The organism is Pseudomonas furukawaii (assembly GCF_002355475.1).
Classification (GTDB): Bacteria; Pseudomonadota; Gammaproteobacteria; order Pseudomonadales; family Pseudomonadaceae; genus Metapseudomonas; species Metapseudomonas furukawaii.
In genome coordinates this window covers 1,004,541-1,027,659 of the sequence record NZ_AP014862.1, presented here as the reverse complement: position 1 = coordinate 1,027,659, position 23,119 = coordinate 1,004,541, and the positions used below count along the sequence as shown (strand labels likewise).

The window sequence follows — 23,119 nt, the reverse complement described above, 5'->3', positions numbered from 1 at the left end:
CGACAGGGCCGCAAGCCGATCAATGAACGTTGAGGCGGCGACTCGTGCCGCGCAGCGCGGCGTAGACCCAGGGCCAGAGCAACGCGCTGACCAGCGCGGGCAACAGGAAGACCAGGGTCGGAGGACGGTTACCGGTAAGGGCATTGAGCCACAGCTGCACCAGCTGGGCCAGGCCGAAGACAACGAGCAACACCAGGCATTGCTGCCACATCGGGAACATGCGCAGGCGCTGGTGCAGGGTCAGCACCAGGAAGGTGATCAGCGCCAGGATCAAGGCGTTCTGCCCCAGGAGCGTGCCGTAAAGCACATCCTCCGCCAGTCCGAGCACCCAGGCGGTGGTCATGCCGACCCGATGTGGCAGGGCCAGGGTCCAGTAGGTGAGAAACAGCGCCAACCACAACGGGCGGCCGAACTCCATGAAGCTGGGCACCGGTCCGACGCTGAGCAGCAGCGCCAGGAGTAGGCTGAGCCAGATCACCCAGCCATTGTTGGAACTCTGGCCGACCATCAACGGGCCTCCTGGGAATTCGGCGCGGCCGGGGACCGGGCCGGTGCCGGCTGGGCAGCCGGTGTCGCGGCGCCCGGTGCAGCAGCCGGTGCAGCGGCAGGCGCAGTGGCGGCGGGGGCAATGGCCGCCGCGCCGGCGGCCGGCGTCGCGGGCGTCGTGCCATTCGGCGCGGCCCCGGTGGCGGCTTCGCGATCGGCGGCTTCCTGGGCCCTGGCGGCGTCGTTGGCGCGCTCCTCGGGGGAGCGGGTATCGGTGAACACCAGCAGCATGTAGCGGCTGCGGTTCAGGGCGGCGGTCGGCACGGCACGGACGATGGCGAAGGGCTGGCCGGAGTCGTGGATCACTTCCTTGACGGTGGCCACCGGGTAGCCGGCGGGGAATCGCTGCCCCAGGCCGGAACTCACCAGCAGATCGCCTTCCTTGATATCCGCCGTGTCGGCCACGTGACGCAGTTCGAGACGCTCCGGATTGCCGGTGCCGCTGGCGATGGCGCGCAGGCCATTGCGGTTCACCTGCACCGGAATGCTGTGGGTGGTATCGGTCAGCAACAGGACACGGGCGGTATAGGGCATCACCTCCACCACCTGGCCCATCAGGCCTCGCGCATCCAGCACCGGCTGGCCGAGGAACACGCCGTCCTTCTCGCCCTTGTCGATCAGGATGCGGTGGGTGAAGGGGTTCGGATCGACACCGATCAGCTCGCCCACCAGCACCTTCTCATCCACCAGGGCGGAGGAATTGAGCAGCTCGCGCAGGCGCACGTTCTGCTCGGTGAGGGTGGCCAGCTTCTGCAGGCGGCGCTGCATCAGCAGGGCCTCGGCCTTGAGCTTCTCGTTTTCGGCGATCAGGGTACTGCGGCTGGTGAACTGGTCGCTGACCCCATCCCAGACCCGGACCGGCAGGTCGGCCGTCCAGTAGAAGGGCGTCAGCACCAGCCCCATCTGGCTGCGCAGAGGCTTCAGGGTATCGAAGCGGGCGTCGACCACCATCAGCGCGGCCGAAAGCACGGCGAACACCAGCATGCGCACGCCGAGCGAAGGTCCCTTGGTGAATAGCGGCTTGATGGCCCGCTCCTAGGCTGAAGCTCTCCAACCTCACTCGGTGGAGAGCAGGTCCATCGCGTGACGATCCATCATTTCCAGGGCACGGCCGCCGCCACGGGCCACGCAAGTCAGCGGGTCCTCGGCGACGATCACCGGCAGGCCGGTCTCCTGGGCCAGCAGCTTGTCCAGGTCGCGCAGCAGCGCGCCACCGCCGGTCAGGACCAGGCCCCGCTCGGCGATATCGGACGCCAGCTCCGGCGGCGACTGTTCCAGGGCGCTCTTCACGGCCTGGACGATGGTCGCCAGGGACTCCTGCAGCGCTTCCAGCACCTCGTTGGAGTTCAGGGTGAAGCTGCGCGGTACGCCTTCCGCCAGGTTGCGGCCACGGACGTCGATTTCGCGGATCTCGCCACCCGGGTACGCGGTGCCGATTTCCTGCTTGATGCGCTCGGCGGTGGATTCACCGATCAGGCTGCCGTAGTTGCGACGCACGTAGGTGACGATGGCTTCATCGAAGCGGTCGCCGCCCACGCGCACGGACTCGGCGTAGACCACGCCGTTCAGGGAGATCAGGGCGATCTCGGTGGTGCCGCCGCCGATGTCGACGACCATGGAGCCACGGGCTTCCTCAACCGGCAGGCCGGCGCCGATGGCGGCCGCCATGGGCTCTTCGATCAGGAAGACTTCGCGGGCGCCGGCGCCCAGGGCGGACTCACGGATGGCGCGACGTTCCACCTGGGTGGACTTGCAGGGTACGCAGATCAGCACGCGGGGGCTGGGCTGCAGGAAGCTGTTCTCATGCACCTTGTTGATGAAGTACTGCAGCATCTTTTCGCAGACGCTGAAGTCGGCGATGACGCCGTCCTTCATCGGGCGGATGGCGGAAATGTTGCCAGGGGTACGGCCCAGCATACGCTTGGCCTCGGTACCCACGGCCACGACGCTTTTCTGGTTGCCGTGGTTACGGATGGCGACCACGGAGGGCTCGTTGAGGACGATACCGCGCTCGCGCACGTAAATAAGGGTATTGGCAGTGCCCAGGTCGATCGACAGATCGCTGGAAAACATGCCACGCAGTTTCTTGAACATGGGAGAGGGACCCTAGGCAACGCGTGGGTAAAAAAGTGCGGCAAACTCTAACAACGACGGGGATTTTGGGCAAGGCGCCGATATGTTAAATTGCCTGTTTTTCCGGGCCATCAAGGCCCATCATCGCGGCCTTTGACCGCCCGTTCGCAGCACCGTTCCCCGCTCGATTCCCGCACGGTCGGCTGCCCTCCGAGGCCGCTTCAAAGTTGGAGAACCCCGATGGCGCTTGAACGCTCCGACGTGGAAAAGATCGCCCATCTCGCCCGACTGGGCCTGAATGAAGCCGATATCCCGCGTACCACCGAGACCCTGAACAACATCCTCGGCCTGATCGACGCCATGCAGGCGGTGGACACCGACGGCATCGAGCCCCTGGCCCACCCCCTGGACGCCACCCAGCGCCTGCGCGCCGACCGCGTCACCGAGGAGAATCGTCGCGATGCCTACCAGGCCATCGCGCCGGCCGTCGAAAACGGCCTCTACCTCGTGCCCAAAGTCATCGAATAAGCAAAGGGTTTCCCATGCATCAATTGACCCTCGCCGAGATCGCCCGTGGCCTTGCGGCCAAGGAATTCTCCGCAGAAGAGCTGACCCGCGGCCTGCTGGCCCGCATTCGCCAACTCGACCCGCAACTCAACAGCTTCATCACCGTCACCGAGGACCTGGCCCTCGAGCAGGCCAAGGCGGCCGATGCCCGTCGCGCCGCGGGTGAAGAGGGTGCCCTGCTCGGTGCGCCCATCGCCCACAAGGACCTGTTCTGCACCGAAGGCGTGCTGACCAGTTGCGCCTCGAAGATCCTCGACGGCTTCAAGGCCCCCTACGACGCCACCGTGGTGGCCCGCCTCAAGGCCGCCGGCGCCGTCAGCCTCGGCAAGCTGAACATGGACGAGTTCGCCATGGGCTCCTCCAACGAATCCAGCCACTACGGCGCGGTGAAGAACCCCTGGGCCCTCGACCGCGTGCCGGGTGGCTCGTCCGGCGGCTCCGCCGCCGCCGTCGCCGCACGCCTGGTGCCGGCAGCCACCGGCACCGACACCGGCGGCTCGATCCGCCAGCCGGCCGCCTTCACCAACCTCACCGGCATCAAGCCCACCTACGGCCGCGTGTCGCGCTGGGGCATGATCGCCTACGCCTCCAGCCTCGACCAGGGCGGCCCGCTGGCCCGCACCGCCGAGGACTGCGCGCTAATGCTCGGCACCATCGCCGGCTTCGACCCCAAGGACTCCACCAGCGTCGACACCCCGGTGGACGACTACCTCACCGCCCTGGCCAAGCCCCTGGCAGGCCTGCGCATCGGCCTGCCGAAGGAGTACTTCGGTGCCGGCCTCGATGCCCGAATCGGTGCCGCCGTGATGGCCGTGGTGGAAGAACTGAAGAAGCTCGGCGCCAGCGTGAAGGAAGTCTCCCTGCCGAACATGCAGCACGCCATTCCGGCCTACTACGTGATCGCCCCGGCGGAAGCCTCCTCCAACCTGTCGCGCTTCGACGGCGTGCGCTTCGGCTACCGCTGCGAGAACCCGCAGAACCTGGAAGACCTCTACAAGCGCTCCCGCGCCGAAGGTTTCGGCAGCGAAGTGAAGCGCCGCATCATGGTCGGCACCTACGCCCTCTCCGCCGGCTACTACGACGCCTACTACCTGAAGGCGCAGAAGATCCGCCGCCTGATCAAGAACGACTTCGTCGCGGCCTTCGCCGACGTCGACGTGATCCTCGGCCCGACCACGCCGAACCCGGCCTGGAAACTGGGCGAGAAGAACAACGACCCGGTGGCCCAGTACCTGGAAGACATCTACACCATCACCGCCAACCTGGCGGGCCTGCCGGGCCTCTCCATGCCCGCCGGCTTCGTCGATGGCCTGCCGGTGGGCGTGCAGCTGCTCGCCCCCTATTTCCAGGAAGCGCGCCTGCTCAACGTGGCCCACCAGTACCAGCAGGTCACCGACTGGCACCAACAGGCCCCGGCCGGATTCTGAGGACGACACACATGCAATGGGAAACCGTGATCGGGCTCGAGATCCACGCCCAGCTCAGCACCCAATCGAAGATCTTCTCCGGCAGCGCCACCACCTTCGGCGCCGAACCCAACACCCAGGCCAGCCTGGTGGACCTCGGCATGCCCGGCACCCTGCCGGTGCTGAACGAGGAAGCCGTGCGCATGGCCGTGAAGTTCGGCCTGGCGATCGACGCCGAAATCGCCGAGAAGAACGTCTTCGCCCGCAAGAACTACTTCTACCCTGACCTTCCCAAGGGCTACCAGACCAGCCAGATGGACCTGCCCATCGTCGGCAAGGGCCATCTGGACATCACCCTGGAAGACGGCACCGTCAAGCGCATCGGCATCACCCGCGCACACCTGGAAGAAGACGCCGGCAAGAGCCTGCACGAAGACTTCCACGGCATGAGCGGCATCGACCTGAACCGCGCCGGCACCCCGCTCCTGGAGATCGTCTCCGAGCCGGACATCCGCAGCGCCAAGGAAGCCGTCGCCTACGTCAAGGCCATCCACGCGCTGGTGCGCTACCTCGGCATCTGCGACGGCAACATGGCCGAGGGCTCCCTGCGTTGCGACTGCAACGTCTCGGTGCGCCCCAAGGGCCAGGCCGAGTTCGGCACCCGCGCCGAGATCAAGAACGTCAACTCCTTCCGCTTCATCGAGAAAGCCATCAACCACGAGATCCAGCGCCAGATCGAGCTGATCGAGGACGGTGGCAAGGTGGTGCAGGAAACCCGTCTGTACGACCCCAACAAGGACGAGACCCGCTCCATGCGCGGCAAGGAAGAAGCCAACGACTACCGTTACTTCCCCTGCCCCGACCTGCTGCCGGTGGTGATCGAGAAGAGCTTCCTCGACGAAGTGCGTGCCGAGCTGCCGGAACTGCCGGTGCAGAAGCGCGAGCGCTTCGAGCGCCAGTTCGGCCTCTCCGCCTACGACGCCAGCGTGCTCTCGGCCAGCCGCGAGATGGCCGACTACTTCGAGTCCGTGCAAGGGGTCTGCGGCGACGCCAAGCTGGCCGCCAACTGGGTGATGGGCGAACTCTCCAGCCTGCTCAACAAGGACGGCCTGGAGATCGAGCAGTCGCCGGTTTCCGCCGAGCAGCTGGGCGGCATGATCCTGCGCATCAAGGACAACACCATCTCCGGCAAGATCGCCAAGATGGTCTTCGAAGCCATGGCCGCCGGTGAAGGCAGTGCCGACGAGATCATCGAGAAGAAGGGCCTCAAGCAGGTCACCGACACCGGCGCCATCGAGGCGATGCTGGACGACGTGCTGGCCGCCAACGCCGAGCAGGTCGAGCAGTACCGCGCCAGCGATGAAGCCAAGCGCGGCAAGATGTTCGGCTTCTTCGTCGGCCAGGCCATGAAAGCTTCCAAGGGCAAGGCCAACCCCGGCCAGGTGAACGAATTGCTCAAGAAGAAGCTCGAAAGCTGACCCCCATCGAGGACGCCGGGCTTGCCCGGCGTTTTCATGTCCGAGACCCTCAGCATGTTTCGATCCCTTTTCTGGCTCCCGGTACTGGCCCTCCTGCTGTCCGGCTGCAGCACCAGTCCCTTCGGCGGCGGCGAAAGCGGCCACGACTACCGCGCCGAAGGCAAGGCGTCGTACTACGGCGCCAAGCACCACGGCAAGCGCACCGCCAGCGGCGAGCGCTTCAATCAACATGCCCTGACGGCCGCCCACCGCACCCTGCCCTTCGGCACCCGGGTCAAGGTGACCAACCTCAACAATGACCGTTCGGTGGTGGTACGCATCAACGATCGCGGTCCCCACATCCGAGGCCGGATCATCGACCTCTCCCGCGAGGCCGCCGACCGGCTGGGCATGCTTCGTGCGGGCGTGGTCCGGGTAAGGGTGGAATCCCTCGACTGACTGGAGAACCACAATGAGCGACGCACGCAAACCCGGCATCCAGGTCCGCCGCGAAGTCATGGGCGACGCCTTCGTCGACCGCGCCCTGGGCAACGCCACCGCCTTCACCCAGCCCCTGCAGGAATTCGTCAACGAACACGCCTGGGGCGGCGTCTGGAACCGCGAGGGCCTGGACCGCAAGACCCGCAGCCTGATCACCCTGGCCGCCCTCACCGCGCTGAAATGTCCCCAGGAACTCAAGGGCCACGTGCGTGGCGCCCTGAACAATGGCTGCAGCGTGGAGGAGATCCGCGAAGCCCTGCTGCATTGCGCCGTGTACGCCGGCGTGCCGGCCGCCATCGACGCATTCCGCGCGGCCCAGGAAATCATCGACGACTACCAGAAGGCCTGAAGCCCGGGATCTCGGCCGACCTGCCCGGAGATCAGATCCAGCCGCCCCACTGCAGCAGGAAGATCCCCAGGTTGGTGTTCACCGCCGCGAGCAATGTGGTGATCACGATGATCGCGGCGGCCAACTCATGGTTCCCGCCCGCCCCGCGCGCCATCACATAGCTGGCGGCCGCCGTGGGACTGGCGAAATAAAGGAACAGCACCCCCAGTTCGGCGCCACGGAACCCGCACAGCCAGGCGCCAAGGGTGGCGAGCAATGGAATCCACAGCATCTTCATCAGGCTGGCGCTGACGGCCACGCCGCCGCTCTTGCGCAAGGAGGCCAGCGACAGCGTCCCGCCGATGCAGATCAGCGCCAGCGGCAGCGTCATCTGGGCGAAGTAGTCGGCCGAGGTGAGCAGCCAGGCCGGCAAGCCGATCTGCCACCAGGAGAAAGGCAGCGCCACCAGCACCCCGAGAATCAGCGGGTTGCGCAGCACGCTCTTGAGAATGCTCCAGGGGTCGGACTTCATGTACGGGCTGTAGATCGCCAGCACCACGGCGGACAGACTGTTGTAGGCCAGGATCACCAGCGCCGCGAGCACCGAGCCCAGCGCCAGGCCATGGTCACCGTAGAGACTGGTGGCGAGCGCCAGTCCGACGATGCCGTTGTTGCCACGGAACGCGCCCTGGGTATAGATGCCGCGATCGGCCCGGGGCACGCGCCACAATGACCATCCCCAGGCGAGCAGGAAACCCGCCAGGGTCGCCGCGAAGAAATACAGCAGCACGGCCGGCCGCGCCGCGCGATGCAGGTCGGCGTGGTAGATCCCGAGGAACAGCATGGTCGGCATGGTGGCATTGAACACCAGCGCCGACGCTGTCTGGATGAAGGCCGCGTCGATCCAGCCGACGCGCCTGAGGAACACGCCAAGGAACAGCATGGAGAACACGGGGGCGGTGATGCCCAGGGTCTGGATCAACAGGGCGAGCATGGCGGTAGCCGGAGATGCGGGCGGAAAGCCGCGATGATAGCAAGGGGCCGACCCTGCGCGTCGCCGCATTCACATCAGGTCCACCCGCAACAGTCGGGGCGGCTCCCCCATGCCGTCGTCATCGGTGCCCAGCCGGGTCAGGGTACCCTCCACGGTGGCTCCAGGCTCCATGCTGAGCAGGCGGTAGCTGATGTTGCCGATCACCCTGGCGCTGGCGCGCAGTTCCAGCAGGTGCTCCACCTCCAGATCGCCCACGATGGTTCCGTCGATCAGCGCATCATGGCAACTGACATCGCCTTCGATCCGGCCCTCCGCACGCAATGACAGCATCCCGGTGACGCCTGGACGCTGCGACACATTCCCCTGGATCAGCCCCAGGACCTCGAGCCCCTGCTCGAACTCCACATGCCCCACCAGCGATACATTCCGCGCCAGCAGGCTGGGGAACCTGTCCACGCGCTGCCCATCGTTCTTGCGACGCCTGCCAAACATGCCGACCTCCTCATGGTTCCCGGCGCTGATTGCCGGCAGGGCCCTGCCCCGGCCGAGCGCGCCTCGACGCAACGACTCGGGAACTCCTGCAAGCTGCGCCCACCGGGGCGAAGATCACCTTCCGGGGGCATCGGATGCCGGGAAGCGCCCTCCAGACCGGACCAGGGGATGCATCGCCCCATGGCCTCGGGCAACGGAGCCTAGCCGCATGCCGAGCCTGTCCCGGCCTGGCTGACGACAAATGCGAACGATTGATGGCGATTGAGCCGTTCTGAGGCCGGGCGACGCCGACGCGCGCCCGGTCGGTGGGAGCCCGGCTGGGCTCCCGGCGGGATCAGCGCCGGACAGGGCGCTTCTGCAGCTTGCGCTGCAGGGTACGGCGGTGCATGCCGAGGGCGCGGGCCGTGGCGGAGATGTTGCCGTCGTGCTCGGCCAGCACACGCTGGATGTGCTCCCACTGCAGGCGATCCACCGACATCGGGTTCTCCGGCACCAGGCTATCGAGGTCGGCGTGCTCGGACAGCAGCGCAGTCAGCACGTCATCGGCATCGGCCGGCTTGCACAGGTAATTGGTCGCGCCGCGCTTGATGGCTTCCACCGCGGTGGCGATGCTCGAATAGCCGGTGAGGATCACCACCCGCATCTCGGCATCCAGCTCCAGCAGCTTGGGCAGCAGCACCAGACCGGAATCCCCGTCCATCTTCAGGTCCAGCACGGCGTAGTCGGGCAGGTCCTCCTTGGCCATGCGCAATCCCTCCTCCGCGGAGCCGGCCACCGACACCCTCAGCCCCCGCCGCCCCATGGCACGGGCCATGACCCGGGTGAAGGTGGCGTCGTCGTCCACCAGGAGCAGGTGCGGTTGTTCCTCGCCTTCGATCAGGGGTTCGTCAGTCATCTCGCTTCCTCTTCGTCAAGGCACTCAGGCGACACCGTAGGCGCGTGGCAGGCGCAGCTCGGTCAGGGTACCGCCCTCTTCATGGTTATAGAGTTTAACCGTGCCACCGGCACGGGTGACGCTGGCCTGGCTGAGGAACAGGCCCAGCCCGAAGCCCTTGCCCTTGGTGGTGAAGAAGGGCCGTCCCAGTTGCTCGGCGATCGCCAGGGGCACACCGGCGCCATGGTCGCGAATGGTCAGCACTATCCACTGGTGATCCCAGTTGACGCGGATGTCGAGCTTTTCCGGACAGGCGTCGGCGGCGTTGTTGAGCAGGTTCAGCAGCGCCTGGGTCAGGTCCGCCGGAGGCTTCAGCCTGGGGGCGACCCCAAGGCCCGTGCACTGGTAGCGGTAGGTGGCCTCCGGACGCATCAGGTGCCAGCGGTTCAGGGTCACCTCCAGCCACTCGATGACCGACTGCTCCACCACCGCCTGACGCCTGTCCGCCTCGGCGGCCCGCACCAACTGCTGCAGGGTGTCCTTGCAAAGCATCACCTGCTGCTGCAGCAGCGCCAGGTCATCCTGCAGGCCGGGCGCCTCGCGGTACTCCTGGCGCAACTCCTTGAGCAGGACGCTCATGGTGGCCAGGGGCGTCCCCAGTTCGTGGGCGGCACCGGCAGCCTGGGTCGCCACCGCCAGCAACTGCTGGTCGCGCATGCTTTCCTCGCGCCGCACCGCCTGCAACTGGTCCTGGCGCCGCAACTCCTCCGCCATGCGGGCGACGAAGAAGGTGATCAGCGCCGCCGCCAGGGCAAAGCTCAGCCACATCCCGTAGACCAGCAGGGACTCGCGCTGCCCGCTGGGCATCTCCAATGGATGGAAGAGCACCAGCAGCAGGGTGTAGGCCGCCAGCGCCAGGCCCGCCAGCGTGACGGTATAGAGCCAGGGCAGGGTGGCTGCGGCAATGGTCAGCGGCACCAGGTAATAGGAGACGAAGGGGTTGGTGGAGCCCCCGGAAAAGTACAGCAGCACGCTGTGGATGATCAGGTCGAAGCCGAGCTGGACGGCGTACTCCAGCTCGGTCACCGGCCAGGGCCCTCGCAGACGCAAGGCCGTGCCGATGCACAACAGCAGCGATACCCCCAGCGTGACGCTCAGGGCCAGCCAGGGCAGTTGCAGCAGTTGCGTCTTGAACGCGAGGCCGACCGAGCCGGCCTGGGCGGCCAGGACGAGGATGCGGATCAGGGTCAGCCGCAGCAGGTTCTGGCGGCTGGCGGACAGTAGCTGTACGGGTTCGAGCATGGGGACTCCCTGGAATCGCCGGAGTATAACCAAGGCTGTGCCCGCCTCGCCCCTGTGGCAACTCGCCGCAGTGAGCAGAGCGGGAGAGATGCGATCCCCTCGAAGGCCCGCCGCCCGCCACTCTGGAACTAGCGTCCCGTTTTCCAGTCAATGTGCAGCAGCCTTAACCCGTCTGGACGATCACCCTCGTCCAAGAGGAAGCAATCGTCGCGCAACCCGCGCGCAAGCCTGTCCCACAAGGAGCCCTCATGCCCAGATTCAGCCAACTCGCCGCCGCCCTCGCCCTCTGTGCCGCCAGCCTTGGCGGCCTCACCGCCCAGGCCGCCGACGAACCCCGCTACAACCAGGTCGCCGTGCGCGCCGAAGTCAGCCAGGAAGTGGCCCACGACCTGATGCACGTCACCCTCTACAGCGAGGCCCAGAACACCGACCCCGCCAAGCTGGCGGACGAGATCACCCGCACCCTCAATGCCGCCGTGGACAAGGCCCGCAAGACCAAGGGCGTGACCCTGAGCCTGGGCAGCCGCAACAGCTATCCGGTCTACGACGAGAAAGGCCAGAAGATCACCGCCTGGCGCGAGCGCGCCGAACTGCGCCTGGAAAGCGCCGACTTCGCCACCCTGTCCCAGCTCAGCGCCGACCTGATGGGCCAGCTGAAGATGGCCGGGATGAACTTCAGCATCGCCGAGAAGACCCGCAAGACCCACGAGGACGACCTGATCAAGCAAGCCGTGGACGCCTTCAAGGCTCGCGCCCAACTGGCCACCGACGCCCTGGGCGGCAAAGGCTACAAGCTGGTCAACCTGAGTCTGAACAGTGCGGGCTTCCAACCGCCGCAGCCGATCATGATGCGCGCCATGGCCGCCAAGGGTTACGCCGCCGATTCCGCCGTGCCGGAGATCGAGGCAGGCACCAGTCGCGTCAACGTCACCGCCGACGGCACCATCGAAGTGCAGATGCCCTGATCGCGCACACCGCGCCGCTCCGGGTCGGAGCGGCGCCCTCGCCCCCGCCGGGGCGCGACTTGCAGAATTGCGACACGCCCTTACAGCTTTACTCCTCCAACTACACTCCTTCCGGCCTCGCTATTGCGTCAGGCATCTGCCCTGCATAGCTTCACGCAAGGTCTCCACAAGGGACCCCTCAAGATGAAAAACACAACAAAGATGAGGTCAACATGCGTAAAAACGCCGTCATCCAGGCACTTATCGCCGCTGGGCTGATCGCCAGCGCACCCTTCGCAAGCGCCGCCAGCAACCTGGTCTTCTGCTCCGAAGGCAGCCCCGCCGGCTTCGACCCCGGCCAGTACACCACCGGCACCGACTTCGACGCGGCGGCCGAGACCCTGTTCAACCGCCTGACCCAGTTCGAGCGCGGCGGCACCGCCGTCGAACCGGGGCTGGCGGAGAAGTGGGAAGTGTCGCCCGACGGGCTCGTCTACACCTTCCACCTGCGCTCCGGCGTGAAGTTCCACAGCACCGAATACTTCAAGCCGACCCGCGACTTCAACGCCGATGACGTGGTCTTCACCTTCCAGCGCATGCTCGACAAGGAGCACCCCTTCCGCAAGGCGTACCCCACCGAGTTCCCCTACTTCACCGACATGGGCATGGACGCGAACATCGCCAAGGTGGAGAAGCTCGACGACAAGACCGTCCGCTTCACCCTCAACCAGGTGGACGCCGCCTTCATCCAGAACCTGGCCATGAGCTTCGCCTCCATCCAGTCCGCCGAGTACGCCGACCAGTTGCTCAAGGCCGGCAAGGCCGCCGACATCAACCAGAAGCCCATCGGCACCGGCCCCTTCGTGTTCAAGCGCTACCAGAAGGACGCGCAGATCCGCTTCGCCGGCAACAAGGCGTACTGGAAGCCCGAGGACGTGAAGATCGACAACCTGATCTTCGCCATCAACACCGACGCCTCGGTGCGCATGCAGAAGCTCAGGGCCGGCGAATGCCAGGTCACCCTCTTCCCCCGCCCCGCCGACCTCGAGGCGCTGAAGAAGGACCCGAACCTGAACATGCCCTCGCAGCCGGGCTTCAACCTCGGCTACATCGCCTACAACGTCACCCACAAGCCTTTCGACAAGCTCGAGGTGCGTCAGGCGCTGGACATGGCGGTGAACAAGCAGGCCATCATCGACGCCGTCTACCAGGGCGCCGGCCAGCTCGCCGTCAACGGCATGCCGCCGACCCAGTGGTCCTACGACGAGACCATCAAGGACGCCGGCTACGACCCCGAGAAGGCCAAGGCCCTGCTCAAGGCCGCCGGCGTTGCCGAGGGCACCGAGATCACCCTCTGGGCCATGCCCGTGCAGCGCCCCTACAACCCCAACGCCAAGCTGATGGCCGAGATGCTCCAGTCCGATTGGGCCAAGGTGGGCATCAAGGCGAAGATCGTCACCTACGAATGGGGCGAGTACATCAAGCGTTCCAAGGCGGGTGAACACGACGCCATGCTGATCGGCTGGAGCGGCGACAACGGCGACCCGGACAACTGGCTGGGCACCCTCTACGGTTGCGACGCGGTGGACGGCAACAACTTCTCCAAATGGTGCGACGCCAACTACGACAAGCTGGTGAAGGCCGCCAAGAGCACCTCGGACACGGCCAAGCGCACCGAGCTGTACAAGCAGGCCCAGCATGTTCTGAAGGCGCAGGTGCCGATCACCCCGATCGCCCACTCCACCGTCTACCAACCCATGCGCAAGAACGTGCAGGACTTCAGGATCAGCCCGTTCGCCCTCAACTCCTTCTACGGGGTCAGTGTCGGCCAGTGAGCCGAAGAACGGGGCCTGCACAGGCCCCGTTTTTCCACATGCCCAATCGCCCCCACCACACGCCCGTCAGTCACCAAAGAATTATTCCCCCCCGCGATCAGCCCCTTCCCACTGGACGGGGCAACGCCCATCAATTGCCCAAGACTTAAGTGACACTTAACTTCCTCGTCGCTGGATCGGCATCGAGCCGGACATCTGCATCGCCCGCCCCGCAACGCCCAGGGCACGTCCCTGAACCGTCCAGGGGAATCACGCGAGTCCACAGACTCGCATGGACACGCCTGATGACTAGAACGAGGTCCCCATGCACCAGAATGACAAGCCCCACCTAGCACCTCCCACCCGGCGCCTTACCGACGGCGGGCCTGGCAAGGTCGACGAAGACGCCCCGCCGCATCGGCTACGCCGCCGTCACCCGCCACTCACGGCCTGATCACCCCGTTCGATCCTCTCCACCGTCCTGCTCCTGCCAGGACCGGCATCACCGTCGTGATCCGGTCTCGCGGAAGGCACGCGCCTGGACGGCCACAACAACAACGAAGGAAGCGATCCCATGTACATTCCCTCCAAACCGGCCCTCCTGGGGGCGGCACTCATGACCTCCAGTGCGATGCTCTTCGCCGAGAGCGGCAATGACCAGGCCGGCGCCGACGGCTTCGTCGAAGGCCAGAGCCTCTACCTCACGACCCGCAACTTCGCCGCCCGAGAGTGGTACCGGGACAGCTTCGGCCTGGAAATCCCCAAGCGCCAGGGTCCCCCGGAAGCTACCCAGGCCCGGCACACCCTGGTTCAGGGCACCCAGCTCGGCTACCGCTCGGGCTACACCGAAGGCGAGGTGGGCGTTGGCCTCGACCTGGCCGCCTTCAACGCCATCAACCTGGAACGCGGCAAGGGACGAATCAGTGGCGGCGGCAACCGGACCCTGACGGACAGCGATGGCCACGCCCCCGCGCAATGGACCAAGGTCGGCATCGCCAACCTGCGATTACGAGCCTCCCGCACCGAACTCAAGGCAGGCCGTTTCCTGGTGGACACCCCGGTATTCGGCTACATCGACAACCGCGCGCTGCCCTCCAGCTTCGACGGTGTGGCCCTCGACAGCCAGGAACTGGACACGCTGCACCTGCAGGCCGGCAGCTTCCGCCGGGTCAGCCCAAGGACCGGCGCCGGCGACGAGGCCTTCACCACCGAGTACGGCACCCGCGAAGCCGAGGGCGACCGGGTGCATTACCTCGGGGGACGCTACGGGCCCGTCGAAGCGCTCGAAGTCGCCGTCTACGGCGGTCGTTTAGAAGACATCTGGGACCAGTTCTACCTGGGCCTGTTCCACGGGCTGGGCGACCGCGACACACTGGCCCTGGACACCGCCCTGAATGCCTATCGCACCCGCGACAGTGGCTCGCGCAAGGCGGGCTACATCGACAACGACGCCTGGAGCCTCGCCTTCACCCTGAGCCACAAGGCCCATGCGCTGAGCCTGGCGTGGCAACAGGTCCGGGGCGACGAATACTTCGACTACGTTCACGAAACGGGGGCGATCCACCTGGCCAACTCACTGTTCTCCGACTACAACGGCCCCAATGAGAAGTCGGTGCAAATCAGCTACCGGACCGATTGGGACTCCCTGGGAATACCGGGCCTGGACACCCATCTCTGGTACGTGAAGGGCTGGGACATCGACGGCACCCGTTACACAGGCGACCGAAACGGCGCCTTTGGCAACTACGCCGAGGTACGCGCCATGGACGGGGAACGTCACCACGAATATGGCCTGTCGGCCAGCTACAGGCTTCGGGAAGGTCAGCTCAAGGACGCCACCTTCAAGGTCACCTGGATGTCCCATCGAGGAAGCCGGCAGCAAGTGGACGGCAGCGCCGACGAACTACGGATCGTCACCACCCTCCCCTTCAGCCTGCTCTGAATCACCACGGCGCCGGGGTCCCCTCCCCGGCGCCCAGGAGTTCCCCCATGTTCAAGCCCCTTCGCCTGACGCTCCTGCTCCTGACCCTTGGCGGAACACAGACGCTCGTCCAGGCCAGCAGCCTGGTGGTCTGCACCGAAGCCAGCCCGGAGGGCTTCGATATCGCCCAGTACACCGCCGCCACCACCGCCGATGCCTCGGCCGAAACCCTCTTCGACCGCCTGGTGCACTTCGTCCCCGGCAGCACACGCCTCGAGCCGGGGCTGGCGGAAAGCTGGACCATCAGCCCCGACGGGCGTGTCTACGAGTTCCAGTTGCGCCAGGGCGTGAAGTTCCACAGCACGCCCTGGTTCACCCCCAGCCGCGACTTCAACGCCGACGACGTGCTCTGGAGCTTCCAGCGCCAGCTGGACCCGCAGCATCCCTGGCACAAGCTGTCGCCACGTGGTTTCCCCTATGCCGAGTCCATGGACCTCGCCAACCTCGTCGAGGGTATCGAGAAGCTGAACGACCACCGCGTGCGCTTTACCCTCAAACAGCGGGAGGCGCCGTTCCTGGCGAATCTCGCCATGGGCTTCACTTCCCTCTACTCCGCAGAGTACGGCGGACAACTGCTCGACGCCGGCAAGCCGGAACAGCTCAACCGCGAGCCGGTGGGCACCGGCCCCTTCATCTTCGAGCGCTACCGCAAGGACGCCCAGGTGCGCTACCGCGCCAACCCTGACTACTGGGCGGGCCGCCCCGCCATCGACCGCCTGCTGTTCTCCATCTCCCCCGACTCCAATGTGCGGGTGCAGAAGCTCAGGGCGGGGGAATGCCAGATCGCCGTCTATCCACGCCCCACCGATGTCGCCGCCCTGCGCCAGGACCCGGCCCTGGAGGTCCTCGAACTCGACTCCCAGCTCATCGCCTACATCGGCATCAACACCCGCCACGCGCCCCTGGACGACGTACGGGTACGCCAGGCCATCAACCTCGCCTTCGACACCCGGTCCTATATCCGCGCGCAGTACGGCGAAGACAACGCCAGCATCGCCGTGGCCCCCTACCCGCCCACCTTGCTGGGCTACAACGACAAACTGCAGCCCTGGCCCCATGACCCGGAACGAGCACGGCGATTTCTGGCCGAGGCGGGGTACGAGGAAGGCTTCACGTTGTCCATCTGGACCCGCCCCGGTGGTACCAGCACCAACCCCAACCCGGGTATCGGCGCGCAGATGCTGCAGGCCGACCTGGCGGCCATCGGCATCCAGAGCGAGATCCGCATGGTCGAATGGGGCGAGCTCATCAAGCGGGCGAAGAACGGCGAACACGACCTGGTGTTCATGGGCTGGGCCGGCGACAACGGAGACCCGGACAACTTCCTCACCCCCAACCTCTCCTGCGGCGCAGTGACGTCCGGGGAGAACCTGACGGGCTGGTGCAACCCGGAGTTCGACGAACTGATCCGCCGGGCCCGCGCCCTGACCGACCCCGAGCAGCGTGCGCCGCTCTACCGGCAGGCCCTGGCCATCTTCCACGAGCAGGCCCCCTGGATTCCCCTGGCCCATCCCAAGCAGTTCGTTGCCCTGCGCAAGGGCGTGGAGGGCTACCAGTTGAGTCCGCTGGGCACGAACAGCTTCGCCAGGGTGAAACTCGCACCTTAAACACCAAGCCGAATTTCGCGAGCCGGCTTCTACACGCGCATCGTAGGAGCCGGCTTGCCGGCGAACGCGCGAGTGGCCTTCGCGGGCGAGCCCGCTCTATGCGAAGCCCGTAACGACATTCGCAAACGAGCGCGCCAGGGCCGGACGGACTCGACGCTCTCCTCAGGCCTCCAACCCGAACGGATCCTCGATGGAATGGCTTGGCTGGGTGAACCAGCGCGGACCCTCGGCCGTCATGTAGAAGTGATCCTCCAGGCGAATGCCGAACTCGCCCGGCACGCAGATCATCGGCTCGTTGGAAAAGCACATCCCTTCCGCCAAGGGGGTCTCGTCGCCCCGCACCAGATAGGGGCCCTCATGGATGTCCAGGCCGATACCATGGCCGGTGCGGTGGGGCAGCCCCGGCAACCGGTAGTCCGGGCCCAACCCGCCGGCCTCCAGGCAGCGTCGAGCGGCGGCGTCCACCGAACCGCATGGCGCCCCCAGCCGCGCCGCGTCGAAAGCCGCCTGCTGGGCCGCCTTCTCAAGGTTCCAGAACGCACGCTGGCGTTCATTGGGTTGGCCGAACACGTAGCTGCGGGTGATATCCGACTGGTAGCCATGGAGCTGGCAACCCGTGTCGATCAGCACCATGTCGCCCTCCTTCAACCGCTGCGCATGCTTCACGCCATGGGGGAAAGCGCTGGCCGCGCCGAACAGCACGATGCAGAAGGTCGACCCCGGCGCGCCGACCTGGCGGTGGGCCTGATGGATGAACTCGGCCACCTCCGTGGTACTGATGCCTTCGCGCAGGATGCTGGCCGCCGCCTTGTGGACTTCCAGGGTCATGTCCTTCGCCCGTTGCATCAGCGCCAGCTCGGCGGCGGACTTCTGGAATCGGCAGCGATCGATCACGGTGGAGGCGTCGACGAAGTCGAACCCGTCGCCCAGCCGGCGGATACCGTCGAACATGAAGAAGGCCAGGGACGGACAGAGTCCCACTCGCTGGCCGGCACTCACACCCAGCTCATGCAGCTGGTCCAGCAGAAGGCGATAAGGGCTCTCATGCTCCTGCCAGCTGTGGATAAGGCCCTCCACCACCCGAAAGTCGCGGATGGTCCCCTCCTCGAAGGCCGGTGCAAGGTAGGCCAGCTCACCCTCCGCAGGCAGCAACGCCCCCACCAGGCGCTCGCTGGGGTTCCACTTCACACCGGTGAAGTAACGCAGGTTGCTGCCGGCGTTCAGATAGAGCGCGGCGATGCCCTGCTCCCGCATCAGTGCCTGGGCCCGAGCGATGCGCGCCTGGTATTCGCCCAAGGCGATGGGCGCCATACCCGTGGTCATGTCGGCCAGTTCTGCCAGGGCCTGCTCCGGGGTCTTGCCCCCCACGCCGATCGTCATCTTGTGCTCCCGAGTGAAAATTCGACGGGCAAAATTTAAGTTCTACTTAAATTACCGTCAAAGTAAATTTTCAGTAGCACTTAATTTCAATAGTGCGACAGCTCTTTCCTACGATGCGACGCCCGCTATACTGACCGCCTTCAGAACAAGAGCCTCGCCAATGACCGTAGATCGCATCGGGGAGCGTCTGCGCCGCTATCGCCGCGCCGCCAACAAGACCCTGAACCAAGTCGCCGCCGAATCGGGCCTCACCGCCAGCTTCCTGTCCCAGGCGGAACGCAACCTCACCGGCGTGTCCATCTCGTCGCTGGCCAGTATCGCCAAGTCCCTGGGCGTGCCGCTGAACACCCTGTTCGACCAGCCGCCGCAGCCCGAACCGGACTCCCACCAGGGCCAGCGGGTGCGCTACACCATCGGCGGCCAGCCCCTGGCCTACGAGCGCCTGTCCAGCAACTTCCCCGGCAACCTGATCAACGCCGTGAAGATGAGCATGCCGGCGGGCTACCAGTCCGAACTCATTTCCCATGAAGGTGCCGAGTTCGCCTATGTGCTCTCCGGGCAGATCACCTACACCATCGAGGGCCGCAACTACCCGCTCGGGCCAGGTGATTCGGTGCATTTCGACGCCGGAAAGCCGCATTTCCTCGCCAACTCCGGCAATGACGTCGCAGAAGTGCTCACCGTGACCACCATGGGACTTTTCGACGACCACCCCACGCCTTGACCCACGGGTGTCGATAAGTAAGCCCCACTGAATTTAAGTTGACCTTAATTTCAGCATCACTTAAGTTCCGCCACGGTCCATCGCCGAGGCGAACTGTCTCCGCGATGAACCTCCGCCACCGATGCACAGGATCCAAGGGTGGCGTGACAGACGGGCAACGGGACGGCCCACGAAGCCGCCCGCATCAGGCCGGAGCCTCGTCTCCCGCGAGATACCGCACCGGACCTGGCTGCCATCCTCAGAAAAAGAACAACGAGGTTCGCATGCGTCAGAAATCCCCGCTCCAGGCCCTGCTCGCCGCCGGCATGATCCTCGGCTCCAGCGTCAGCGTCGCCGCCAACAATCTGGTCTTCTGCTCCGAGGGCAGCCCCGCCGGCTTCGACCCGGGCCAATACACCACCGGCACCGATTTCGACGCCACCTCGGAAACCCTCTTCAACCGGCTGGCCCAGTTCAAACGCGGCAGCACCCAGGTGGAACCCGCCCTGGCCCGCTCCTGGGACATCAGCGAGGACGGCAAGCGCTACGTCTTCCACCTGCGCCCCGGCGTGAAGTTCCACACCACCGCGTACTTCAAGCCGAGCCGCGACTTCAATGCCGATGACGTGGTCTTCACCTTCCAGCGCATGCTCGACAAGGAGCACCCCTTCCGCAAGGCGTACCCCACCGAGTTCCCCTACTTCACCGACATGGGCCTGGACGCGAACATCGCCAAGGTGGAAAAGCTCGATGACCTGACCGTGGCCTTCACCCTCAACCAGGTGGACGCGGCCTTCATCCAGAACCTGGCGATGAACTTCGCCGCCATCCAGTCCGCCGAGTACGCCGACCAGCTGCTCGAGGCCGGCAAGGCCGCCGACATCAACCAGAAGCCCATCGGCACCGGTCCCTTCGTGCTCAAGCGCTACCAGAAGGACGCACAGATCCGCTTCACCGGCAACAAGGACTACTGGAAGCCCGAGGACGTGAAGATCGACAACCTGATCTTCGCCATCAACACCGACGCTTCGGTGCGCGCGCAGAAGCTCAAGGCCGGCGAGTGCCAGATCACCCTGAACCCGCGCCCCGCCGACCTCGCCTCGCTGAAGGCCGACCCCAGGCTGGTGGTGCCCAGCGAGCCGGGCTTCAACCTCGGCTACATCGCCTACAACGTCACCCGCGCGCCCTTCGACAAGCTCGAAGTGCGCCAGGCCCTGGACATGGCGGTGAACAAGCAGGCCATCATCGACGCCGTCTACCAGGGCGCCGGCCAGCTCGCCGTCAACGGCATGCCGCCGACCCAGTGGTCCTACGACGAGACCATCAAGGACGCCGGCTACGACCCGGAGAAGGCCAAGGCCCTGCTCAAGGCCGCCGGCGTGGCCGAGGGCACCGAGATCAGCCTCTGGGCCATGCCCGTGCAGCGCGCCTACAACCCCAACGCCAAGCTGATGGCCGAGATGCTCCAGGCGGACTGGGCCAAGGTCGGCATCAAGGCCAGGATCGTCACCTACGAATGGGGCGAGTACATCAAGCGCGCCCACAATGGCGAGCACGACGCCATGCTGATCGGCTGGACCGGCGACAACGGCGACCCGGACAACTGGCTGGGCACCCTCTACGGTTGCGACGCGGTGGACGGCAACAACTTCTCCAAATGGTGCGACGCCAACTACGACAAGCTGGTGAAGGCCGCCAAGAGCACCTCGGACACGGCCCGGCGCACCGAGCTGTACAAGCAGGCCCAGCACGTCCTGAAGGAGCAGGTGCCGATCACCCCGATCGCCCACTCCACCGTCTACCAGCCGATGCGCGCCAGCGTGAAGGATTTCCTGATCAGCCCTTTCGGCCGCAACAGCTTCTACGGCGTCAGGAACGAGCCCTGAGCGACAGGGCCGTACGGCGGCCCTTCGACCTCCTCAGGCTGGCGACAGACCGGCCGAGGCTGAACCCACCTGCCTCAACGCCACCCTGGCGCCGCCGACTCACCCTCGAACCGGCGCCAAGCCCCATGCGGCCTACACTGCTGGGGACGGCCGGCCCGCTGGCCGGCATGACAAGAACGAGGAGTGACTAGCCCAAATGCTGAGTTTCATCGCACGTCGACTGGGACTTCTGATCCCCACCTTCTTCGGCGTCACCCTGCTCACCTTCGCCCTGATCCGCCTGATCCCCGGCGACCCGGTGGAAGTGATGATGGGCGAGCGCCGGGTCGACCCGGAAATGCATGCCCAGGCCATGGAGCGCCTGGGCCTCAACAAACCCCTACCGGCCCAGTACCTGGACTACATCGGCAAGCTGGCCCAGGGCGACCTGGGCGAATCCCTGCGCACCCGGGAAGGCGTATGGAACGAATTCCTCACGCTGTTCCCCGCCACCCTGGAACTGGCCATTGCCGCGCTGATCTTCTCCGGCACCCTGGGCGTGCTGGCCGGCGTCATCGCCGCCCTGAAGCGCGGCTCGCTGTTCGACCACGGCGTGATGGGCATTTCCCTCGCGGGCTACTCCATGCCGATCTTCTGGTGGGGCCTGCTGCTGATCATGTTCTTCTCGGTGGGGCTTGGCTGGACCCCGGTCTCGGGACGGATAGACCTGCTCTACGACATCGAGCCCAGGACCGGCTTCATGCTCATCGACACCCTGCTCTCCGATGAGGAAGGCGCCTTCAACGACGCCTTGCGCCACCTGATCCTGCCCGCCGTGGTGCTGGGCACCATCCCGTTGGCGGTGATCGCCCGGATGACCCGCTCGGCCATGCTCGAAGTGCTGCGCGAGGACTACGTCCGCACCGCCCGCGCCAAGGGGCTGTCGCCGGCCCGGGTGGTCTTCGTCCACGGCCTGCGCAACGCGCTGATCCCGGTGCTCACGGTGTTCGGCCTGCAAGTGGGCACCCTGCTGGCCGGCGCCGTGCTGACCGAAACCATCTTCTCCTGGCCGGGCATCGGCAAATGGCTGATCGAAGCCATCGGCGCTCGCGACTATCCGGTGGTGCAGAACGGCATCCTGCTGATCGCCTGCCTGGTGATCCTGGTGAACTTCGTCGTGGACATCCTCTATGGCCTGGTCAACCCACGCATCCGCCACCAGCGTTGACGACCCTGGACAGGTTCTCTGGAGTGCTAAATGAACACAGCTTCAAACATCCCGGCCACTGACCCGAGCATCCTCTACCCCTCGCCCCTCAGGGAGTTCTGGAAGGCCTTCGCCCACAACAAGGGCGCGGTCGGCGGCCTCGCCTTCATGATCCTCATCGTCTTCTGCGCCCTCTTCGCCCCCTGGGTCGCCCCCCACGACCCGAGCGAACAGTTCCGCGACTTCCTGCTCACCCCGCCGGTGTGGCTGGAAGGCGGCCAGGCCCGGTTCCTGCTGGGTACCGACGAACTGGGCCGCGACCTGCTCTCGCGCCTGATCCACGGCGCACGCCTGTCCCTGATGATCGGCCTGGCCTCGGTGCTGATGTCGCTGATCCCCGGCATCCTCCTGGGCCTGGTGGCGGGCTTTTTCCCGCGCCTGCTGGGGCCCTCGATCATGCGCCTGATGGACATCATGCTGGCCCTGCCGTCGCTGCTGCTGGCGGTGGCCATCGTCGCCATCCTCGGCCCGGGCCTGATCAACACCGTGATCGCCATCGCCATCGTCTCCCTGCCCTCCTACGTGCGCCTGACCCGCGCCTCGGTGATGGGCGAGCTGAACCGCGACTACGTCACCGCCTCGCGCCTGGCCGGTGCCGGCCTGCTGCGCCTGATGTTCGTCACCGTGCTGCCCAACTGCATGGCGCCGCTGATCGTCCAGGCCACCCTGAGCTTCTCCTCGGCCATCCTCGACGCCGCCGCCCTGGGCTTCCTCGGCCTGGGCGTGCAGCCCCCCACTCCCGAGTGGGGCACCATGCTGGCCTCCGCGCGCGACTACATCGAACGCGCCTGGTGGGTGGTCTCGCTGCCCGGCCTGACCATCCTGCTCAGCGTTCTGGCGATCAACCTGATGGGCGACGGCCTGCGCGACGCGCTGGACCCGAAGCTCAAGAACGCCGTCTGAGGAGTCCGCCATGAATCGTGAAATCTTCGCAGGAGCCAGCTCGCTGGCGAACCTGCGGTCCCCCTTCGCGAGCGAGCTCGCCCCTGCAATGCCGCGTCCAGGCATTGCGTACTGC

At 66.0% G+C, this 23,119-nt stretch carries 21 protein-coding genes; 13 read left to right on the top strand and 8 right to left on the bottom strand.

Features of this window, described 5'->3' with window-relative positions:
- Window positions 1-19: 19 nt before the first annotated feature.
- The 3 genes from mreD to mreB all read right to left on the bottom strand — a co-directional run bounded on the left by mreD (window position 20) and on the right by mreB (window position 2,640).
- Window positions 20-508, bottom strand: coding sequence for a rod shape-determining protein MreD (mreD, locus tag KF707C_RS04765; protein WP_003448533.1), 489 nt, complete (start codon window positions 506-508; stop codon window positions 20-22).
- Complete coding sequence (mreC, locus tag KF707C_RS04760) at window positions 508-1,530, bottom strand: rod shape-determining protein MreC (RefSeq protein WP_394340057.1); 1,023 nt, start codon at window positions 1,528-1,530, stop codon at window positions 508-510. Before mreC ends, mreD begins: the two co-directional genes overlap by 1 nt.
- Window positions 1,531-1,602: 72 nt before the next feature.
- On the bottom strand, window positions 1,603-2,640 hold the full coding sequence (mreB, locus tag KF707C_RS04755) for a rod shape-determining protein MreB (RefSeq protein ID WP_003452051.1): 1,038 nt from the start codon (window positions 2,638-2,640) through the stop codon (window positions 1,603-1,605).
- A 219-nt stretch (window positions 2,641-2,859) separates the two neighbouring features.
- Here mreB and gatC point away from each other — a divergent pair, with 219 nt between their 5' ends.
- Genes gatC through KF707C_RS04730 form a run of 5 tightly spaced genes read left to right on the top strand, consistent with a single transcriptional unit; the run spans window position 2,860 to window position 6,899 of the window.
- A complete protein-coding gene (gene gatC, locus KF707C_RS04750) occupies window positions 2,860-3,147 on the top strand; it encodes an Asp-tRNA(Asn)/Glu-tRNA(Gln) amidotransferase subunit GatC (protein ID WP_003452050.1) in 288 nt (95 codons plus the stop codon).
- 14 nt (window positions 3,148-3,161) lie between these two features.
- On the top strand, window positions 3,162-4,613 hold the full coding sequence (gatA, locus tag KF707C_RS04745) for an Asp-tRNA(Asn)/Glu-tRNA(Gln) amidotransferase subunit GatA (RefSeq protein WP_003452048.1): 1,452 nt from the start codon (window positions 3,162-3,164) through the stop codon (window positions 4,611-4,613).
- 11 nt (window positions 4,614-4,624) lie between these two features.
- Window positions 4,625-6,070 (top strand): Asp-tRNA(Asn)/Glu-tRNA(Gln) amidotransferase subunit GatB, encoded by a 1,446-nt coding sequence (gatB, locus tag KF707C_RS04740; RefSeq protein WP_003452046.1) that lies wholly within the window; start codon window positions 4,625-4,627, stop codon window positions 6,068-6,070.
- 54 nt (window positions 6,071-6,124) lie between these two features.
- A complete protein-coding gene (locus KF707C_RS04735; RefSeq protein WP_036992800.1) occupies window positions 6,125-6,508 on the top strand; it encodes a septal ring lytic transglycosylase RlpA family protein in 384 nt (127 codons plus the stop codon).
- A gap of 13 nt (window positions 6,509-6,521) precedes the next feature.
- Entirely contained in the window at window positions 6,522-6,899 is a 378-nt protein-coding gene (locus KF707C_RS04730; RefSeq protein WP_003452044.1) for a carboxymuconolactone decarboxylase family protein, read from the top strand.
- A gap of 31 nt (window positions 6,900-6,930) precedes the next feature.
- Here the strand turns inward: KF707C_RS04730 and KF707C_RS04725 are convergent, their stop codons facing one another.
- From KF707C_RS04725 to KF707C_RS04710, 4 genes are all read right to left on the bottom strand, one after another.
- Complete coding sequence (locus tag KF707C_RS04725; RefSeq protein WP_003452043.1) at window positions 6,931-7,872, bottom strand: AEC family transporter; 942 nt, start codon at window positions 7,870-7,872, stop codon at window positions 6,931-6,933.
- 69 nt (window positions 7,873-7,941) lie between these two features.
- Window positions 7,942-8,364, bottom strand: a complete 423-nt coding sequence (locus KF707C_RS04720; protein WP_003452042.1) for a bactofilin family protein — start codon at window positions 8,362-8,364, stop codon at window positions 7,942-7,944.
- 334 nt (window positions 8,365-8,698) lie between these two features.
- On the bottom strand, window positions 8,699-9,259 hold the full coding sequence (locus KF707C_RS04715) for a response regulator transcription factor (protein WP_003452041.1): 561 nt from the start codon (window positions 9,257-9,259) through the stop codon (window positions 8,699-8,701).
- A 24-nt stretch (window positions 9,260-9,283) separates the two neighbouring features.
- Window positions 9,284-10,540: an ATP-binding protein gene (locus KF707C_RS04710; protein WP_003452040.1), complete on the bottom strand. Its 1,257-nt coding sequence runs from the start codon at window positions 10,538-10,540 to the stop codon at window positions 9,284-9,286.
- Between the two features lie 248 nt (window positions 10,541-10,788).
- Between KF707C_RS04710 and KF707C_RS04705 the strand changes: the two genes are divergently transcribed.
- From KF707C_RS04705 to KF707C_RS04690, 4 genes are all read left to right on the top strand, one after another.
- Window positions 10,789-11,505, top strand: a complete 717-nt coding sequence (locus KF707C_RS04705) for an SIMPL domain-containing protein (protein WP_003452039.1) — start codon at window positions 10,789-10,791, stop codon at window positions 11,503-11,505.
- Window positions 11,506-11,717: 212 nt separating this feature from the next.
- Entirely contained in the window at window positions 11,718-13,319 is a 1,602-nt protein-coding gene (locus tag KF707C_RS04700) for an ABC transporter substrate-binding protein (RefSeq protein ID WP_003452038.1), read from the top strand.
- A gap of 595 nt (window positions 13,320-13,914) precedes the next feature.
- Window positions 13,915-15,240: an OprD family outer membrane porin gene (locus tag KF707C_RS04695; protein WP_231992324.1), complete on the top strand. Its 1,326-nt coding sequence runs from the start codon at window positions 13,915-13,917 to the stop codon at window positions 15,238-15,240.
- A gap of 47 nt (window positions 15,241-15,287) precedes the next feature.
- Complete coding sequence (locus KF707C_RS04690) at window positions 15,288-16,886, top strand: ABC transporter substrate-binding protein (RefSeq protein WP_003452036.1); 1,599 nt, start codon at window positions 15,288-15,290, stop codon at window positions 16,884-16,886.
- Window positions 16,887-17,048: 162 nt separating this feature from the next.
- Here KF707C_RS04690 and KF707C_RS04685 read toward each other — a convergent pair whose 3' ends face one another.
- A complete protein-coding gene (locus KF707C_RS04685) occupies window positions 17,049-18,266 on the bottom strand; it encodes a M24 family metallopeptidase (protein WP_003452035.1) in 1,218 nt (405 codons plus the stop codon).
- Window positions 18,267-18,426: 160 nt separating this feature from the next.
- On the opposite strand from KF707C_RS04685, the gene KF707C_RS04680 reads away from it, so the two are divergent.
- The 4 genes from KF707C_RS04680 to KF707C_RS04665 all read left to right on the top strand — a co-directional run bounded on the left by KF707C_RS04680 (window position 18,427) and on the right by KF707C_RS04665 (window position 23,004).
- On the top strand, window positions 18,427-18,990 hold the full coding sequence (locus KF707C_RS04680; protein WP_003452034.1) for a cupin domain-containing protein: 564 nt from the start codon (window positions 18,427-18,429) through the stop codon (window positions 18,988-18,990).
- Window positions 18,991-19,253: 263 nt separating this feature from the next.
- Window positions 19,254-20,855: an ABC transporter substrate-binding protein gene (locus KF707C_RS04675; RefSeq protein WP_096368003.1), complete on the top strand. Its 1,602-nt coding sequence runs from the start codon at window positions 19,254-19,256 to the stop codon at window positions 20,853-20,855.
- 196 nt (window positions 20,856-21,051) lie between these two features.
- Window positions 21,052-22,062, top strand: a complete 1,011-nt coding sequence (locus KF707C_RS04670) for an ABC transporter permease subunit (RefSeq protein WP_003452003.1) — start codon at window positions 21,052-21,054, stop codon at window positions 22,060-22,062.
- A gap of 30 nt (window positions 22,063-22,092) precedes the next feature.
- The gene (locus KF707C_RS04665) at window positions 22,093-23,004 is read left to right on the top strand and encodes an ABC transporter permease subunit (protein ID WP_003452005.1); all 912 of its coding nucleotides are present in this window, start codon (window positions 22,093-22,095) and stop codon (window positions 23,002-23,004) included.
- The last annotated feature ends 115 nt before the right edge of the window (window positions 23,005-23,119 follow it).

Coding starts and splice junctions, on each gene's coding strand:
- gatC (WP_003452050.1), top strand. CDS start 2,860: ATGGCGCTTGAACGCTCCGACGTGGAAAAGATCGCCCATCTCGCCCGA.
- mreB (WP_003452051.1), bottom strand. CDS start 2,640: ATGTTCAAGAAACTGCGTGGCATGTTTTCCAGCGATCTGTCGATCGAC.
- KF707C_RS04715 (WP_003452041.1), bottom strand. CDS start 9,259: ATGACTGACGAACCCCTGATCGAAGGCGAGGAACAACCGCACCTGCTC.
- gatA (WP_003452048.1), top strand. CDS start 3,162: ATGCATCAATTGACCCTCGCCGAGATCGCCCGTGGCCTTGCGGCCAAG.
- KF707C_RS04675 (WP_096368003.1), top strand. CDS start 19,254: ATGCGTCAGAAATCCCCGCTCCAGGCCCTGCTCGCCGCCGGCATGATC.
- KF707C_RS04735 (WP_036992800.1), top strand. CDS start 6,125: ATGTTTCGATCCCTTTTCTGGCTCCCGGTACTGGCCCTCCTGCTGTCC.
- KF707C_RS04720 (WP_003452042.1), bottom strand. CDS start 8,364: ATGTTTGGCAGGCGTCGCAAGAACGATGGGCAGCGCGTGGACAGGTTC.
- KF707C_RS04685 (WP_003452035.1), bottom strand. CDS start 18,266: ATGACGATCGGCGTGGGGGGCAAGACCCCGGAGCAGGCCCTGGCAGAA.
- mreD (WP_003448533.1), bottom strand. CDS start 508: ATGGTCGGCCAGAGTTCCAACAATGGCTGGGTGATCTGGCTCAGCCTA.
- KF707C_RS04700 (WP_003452038.1), top strand. CDS start 11,718: ATGCGTAAAAACGCCGTCATCCAGGCACTTATCGCCGCTGGGCTGATC.
- mreC (WP_394340057.1), bottom strand. CDS start 1,530: ATGCTGGTGTTCGCCGTGCTTTCGGCCGCGCTGATGGTGGTCGACGCC.
- KF707C_RS04690 (WP_003452036.1), top strand. CDS start 15,288: ATGTTCAAGCCCCTTCGCCTGACGCTCCTGCTCCTGACCCTTGGCGGA.
- KF707C_RS04680 (WP_003452034.1), top strand. CDS start 18,427: ATGACCGTAGATCGCATCGGGGAGCGTCTGCGCCGCTATCGCCGCGCC.
- KF707C_RS04695 (WP_231992324.1), top strand. CDS start 13,915: ATGACCTCCAGTGCGATGCTCTTCGCCGAGAGCGGCAATGACCAGGCC.
- KF707C_RS04705 (WP_003452039.1), top strand. CDS start 10,789: ATGCCCAGATTCAGCCAACTCGCCGCCGCCCTCGCCCTCTGTGCCGCC.
- KF707C_RS04665 (WP_003452005.1), top strand. CDS start 22,093: ATGAACACAGCTTCAAACATCCCGGCCACTGACCCGAGCATCCTCTAC.
- KF707C_RS04725 (WP_003452043.1), bottom strand. CDS start 7,872: ATGCTCGCCCTGTTGATCCAGACCCTGGGCATCACCGCCCCCGTGTTC.
- KF707C_RS04670 (WP_003452003.1), top strand. CDS start 21,052: ATGCTGAGTTTCATCGCACGTCGACTGGGACTTCTGATCCCCACCTTC.
- KF707C_RS04710 (WP_003452040.1), bottom strand. CDS start 10,540: ATGCTCGAACCCGTACAGCTACTGTCCGCCAGCCGCCAGAACCTGCTG.
- KF707C_RS04730 (WP_003452044.1), top strand. CDS start 6,522: ATGAGCGACGCACGCAAACCCGGCATCCAGGTCCGCCGCGAAGTCATG.
- gatB (WP_003452046.1), top strand. CDS start 4,625: ATGCAATGGGAAACCGTGATCGGGCTCGAGATCCACGCCCAGCTCAGC.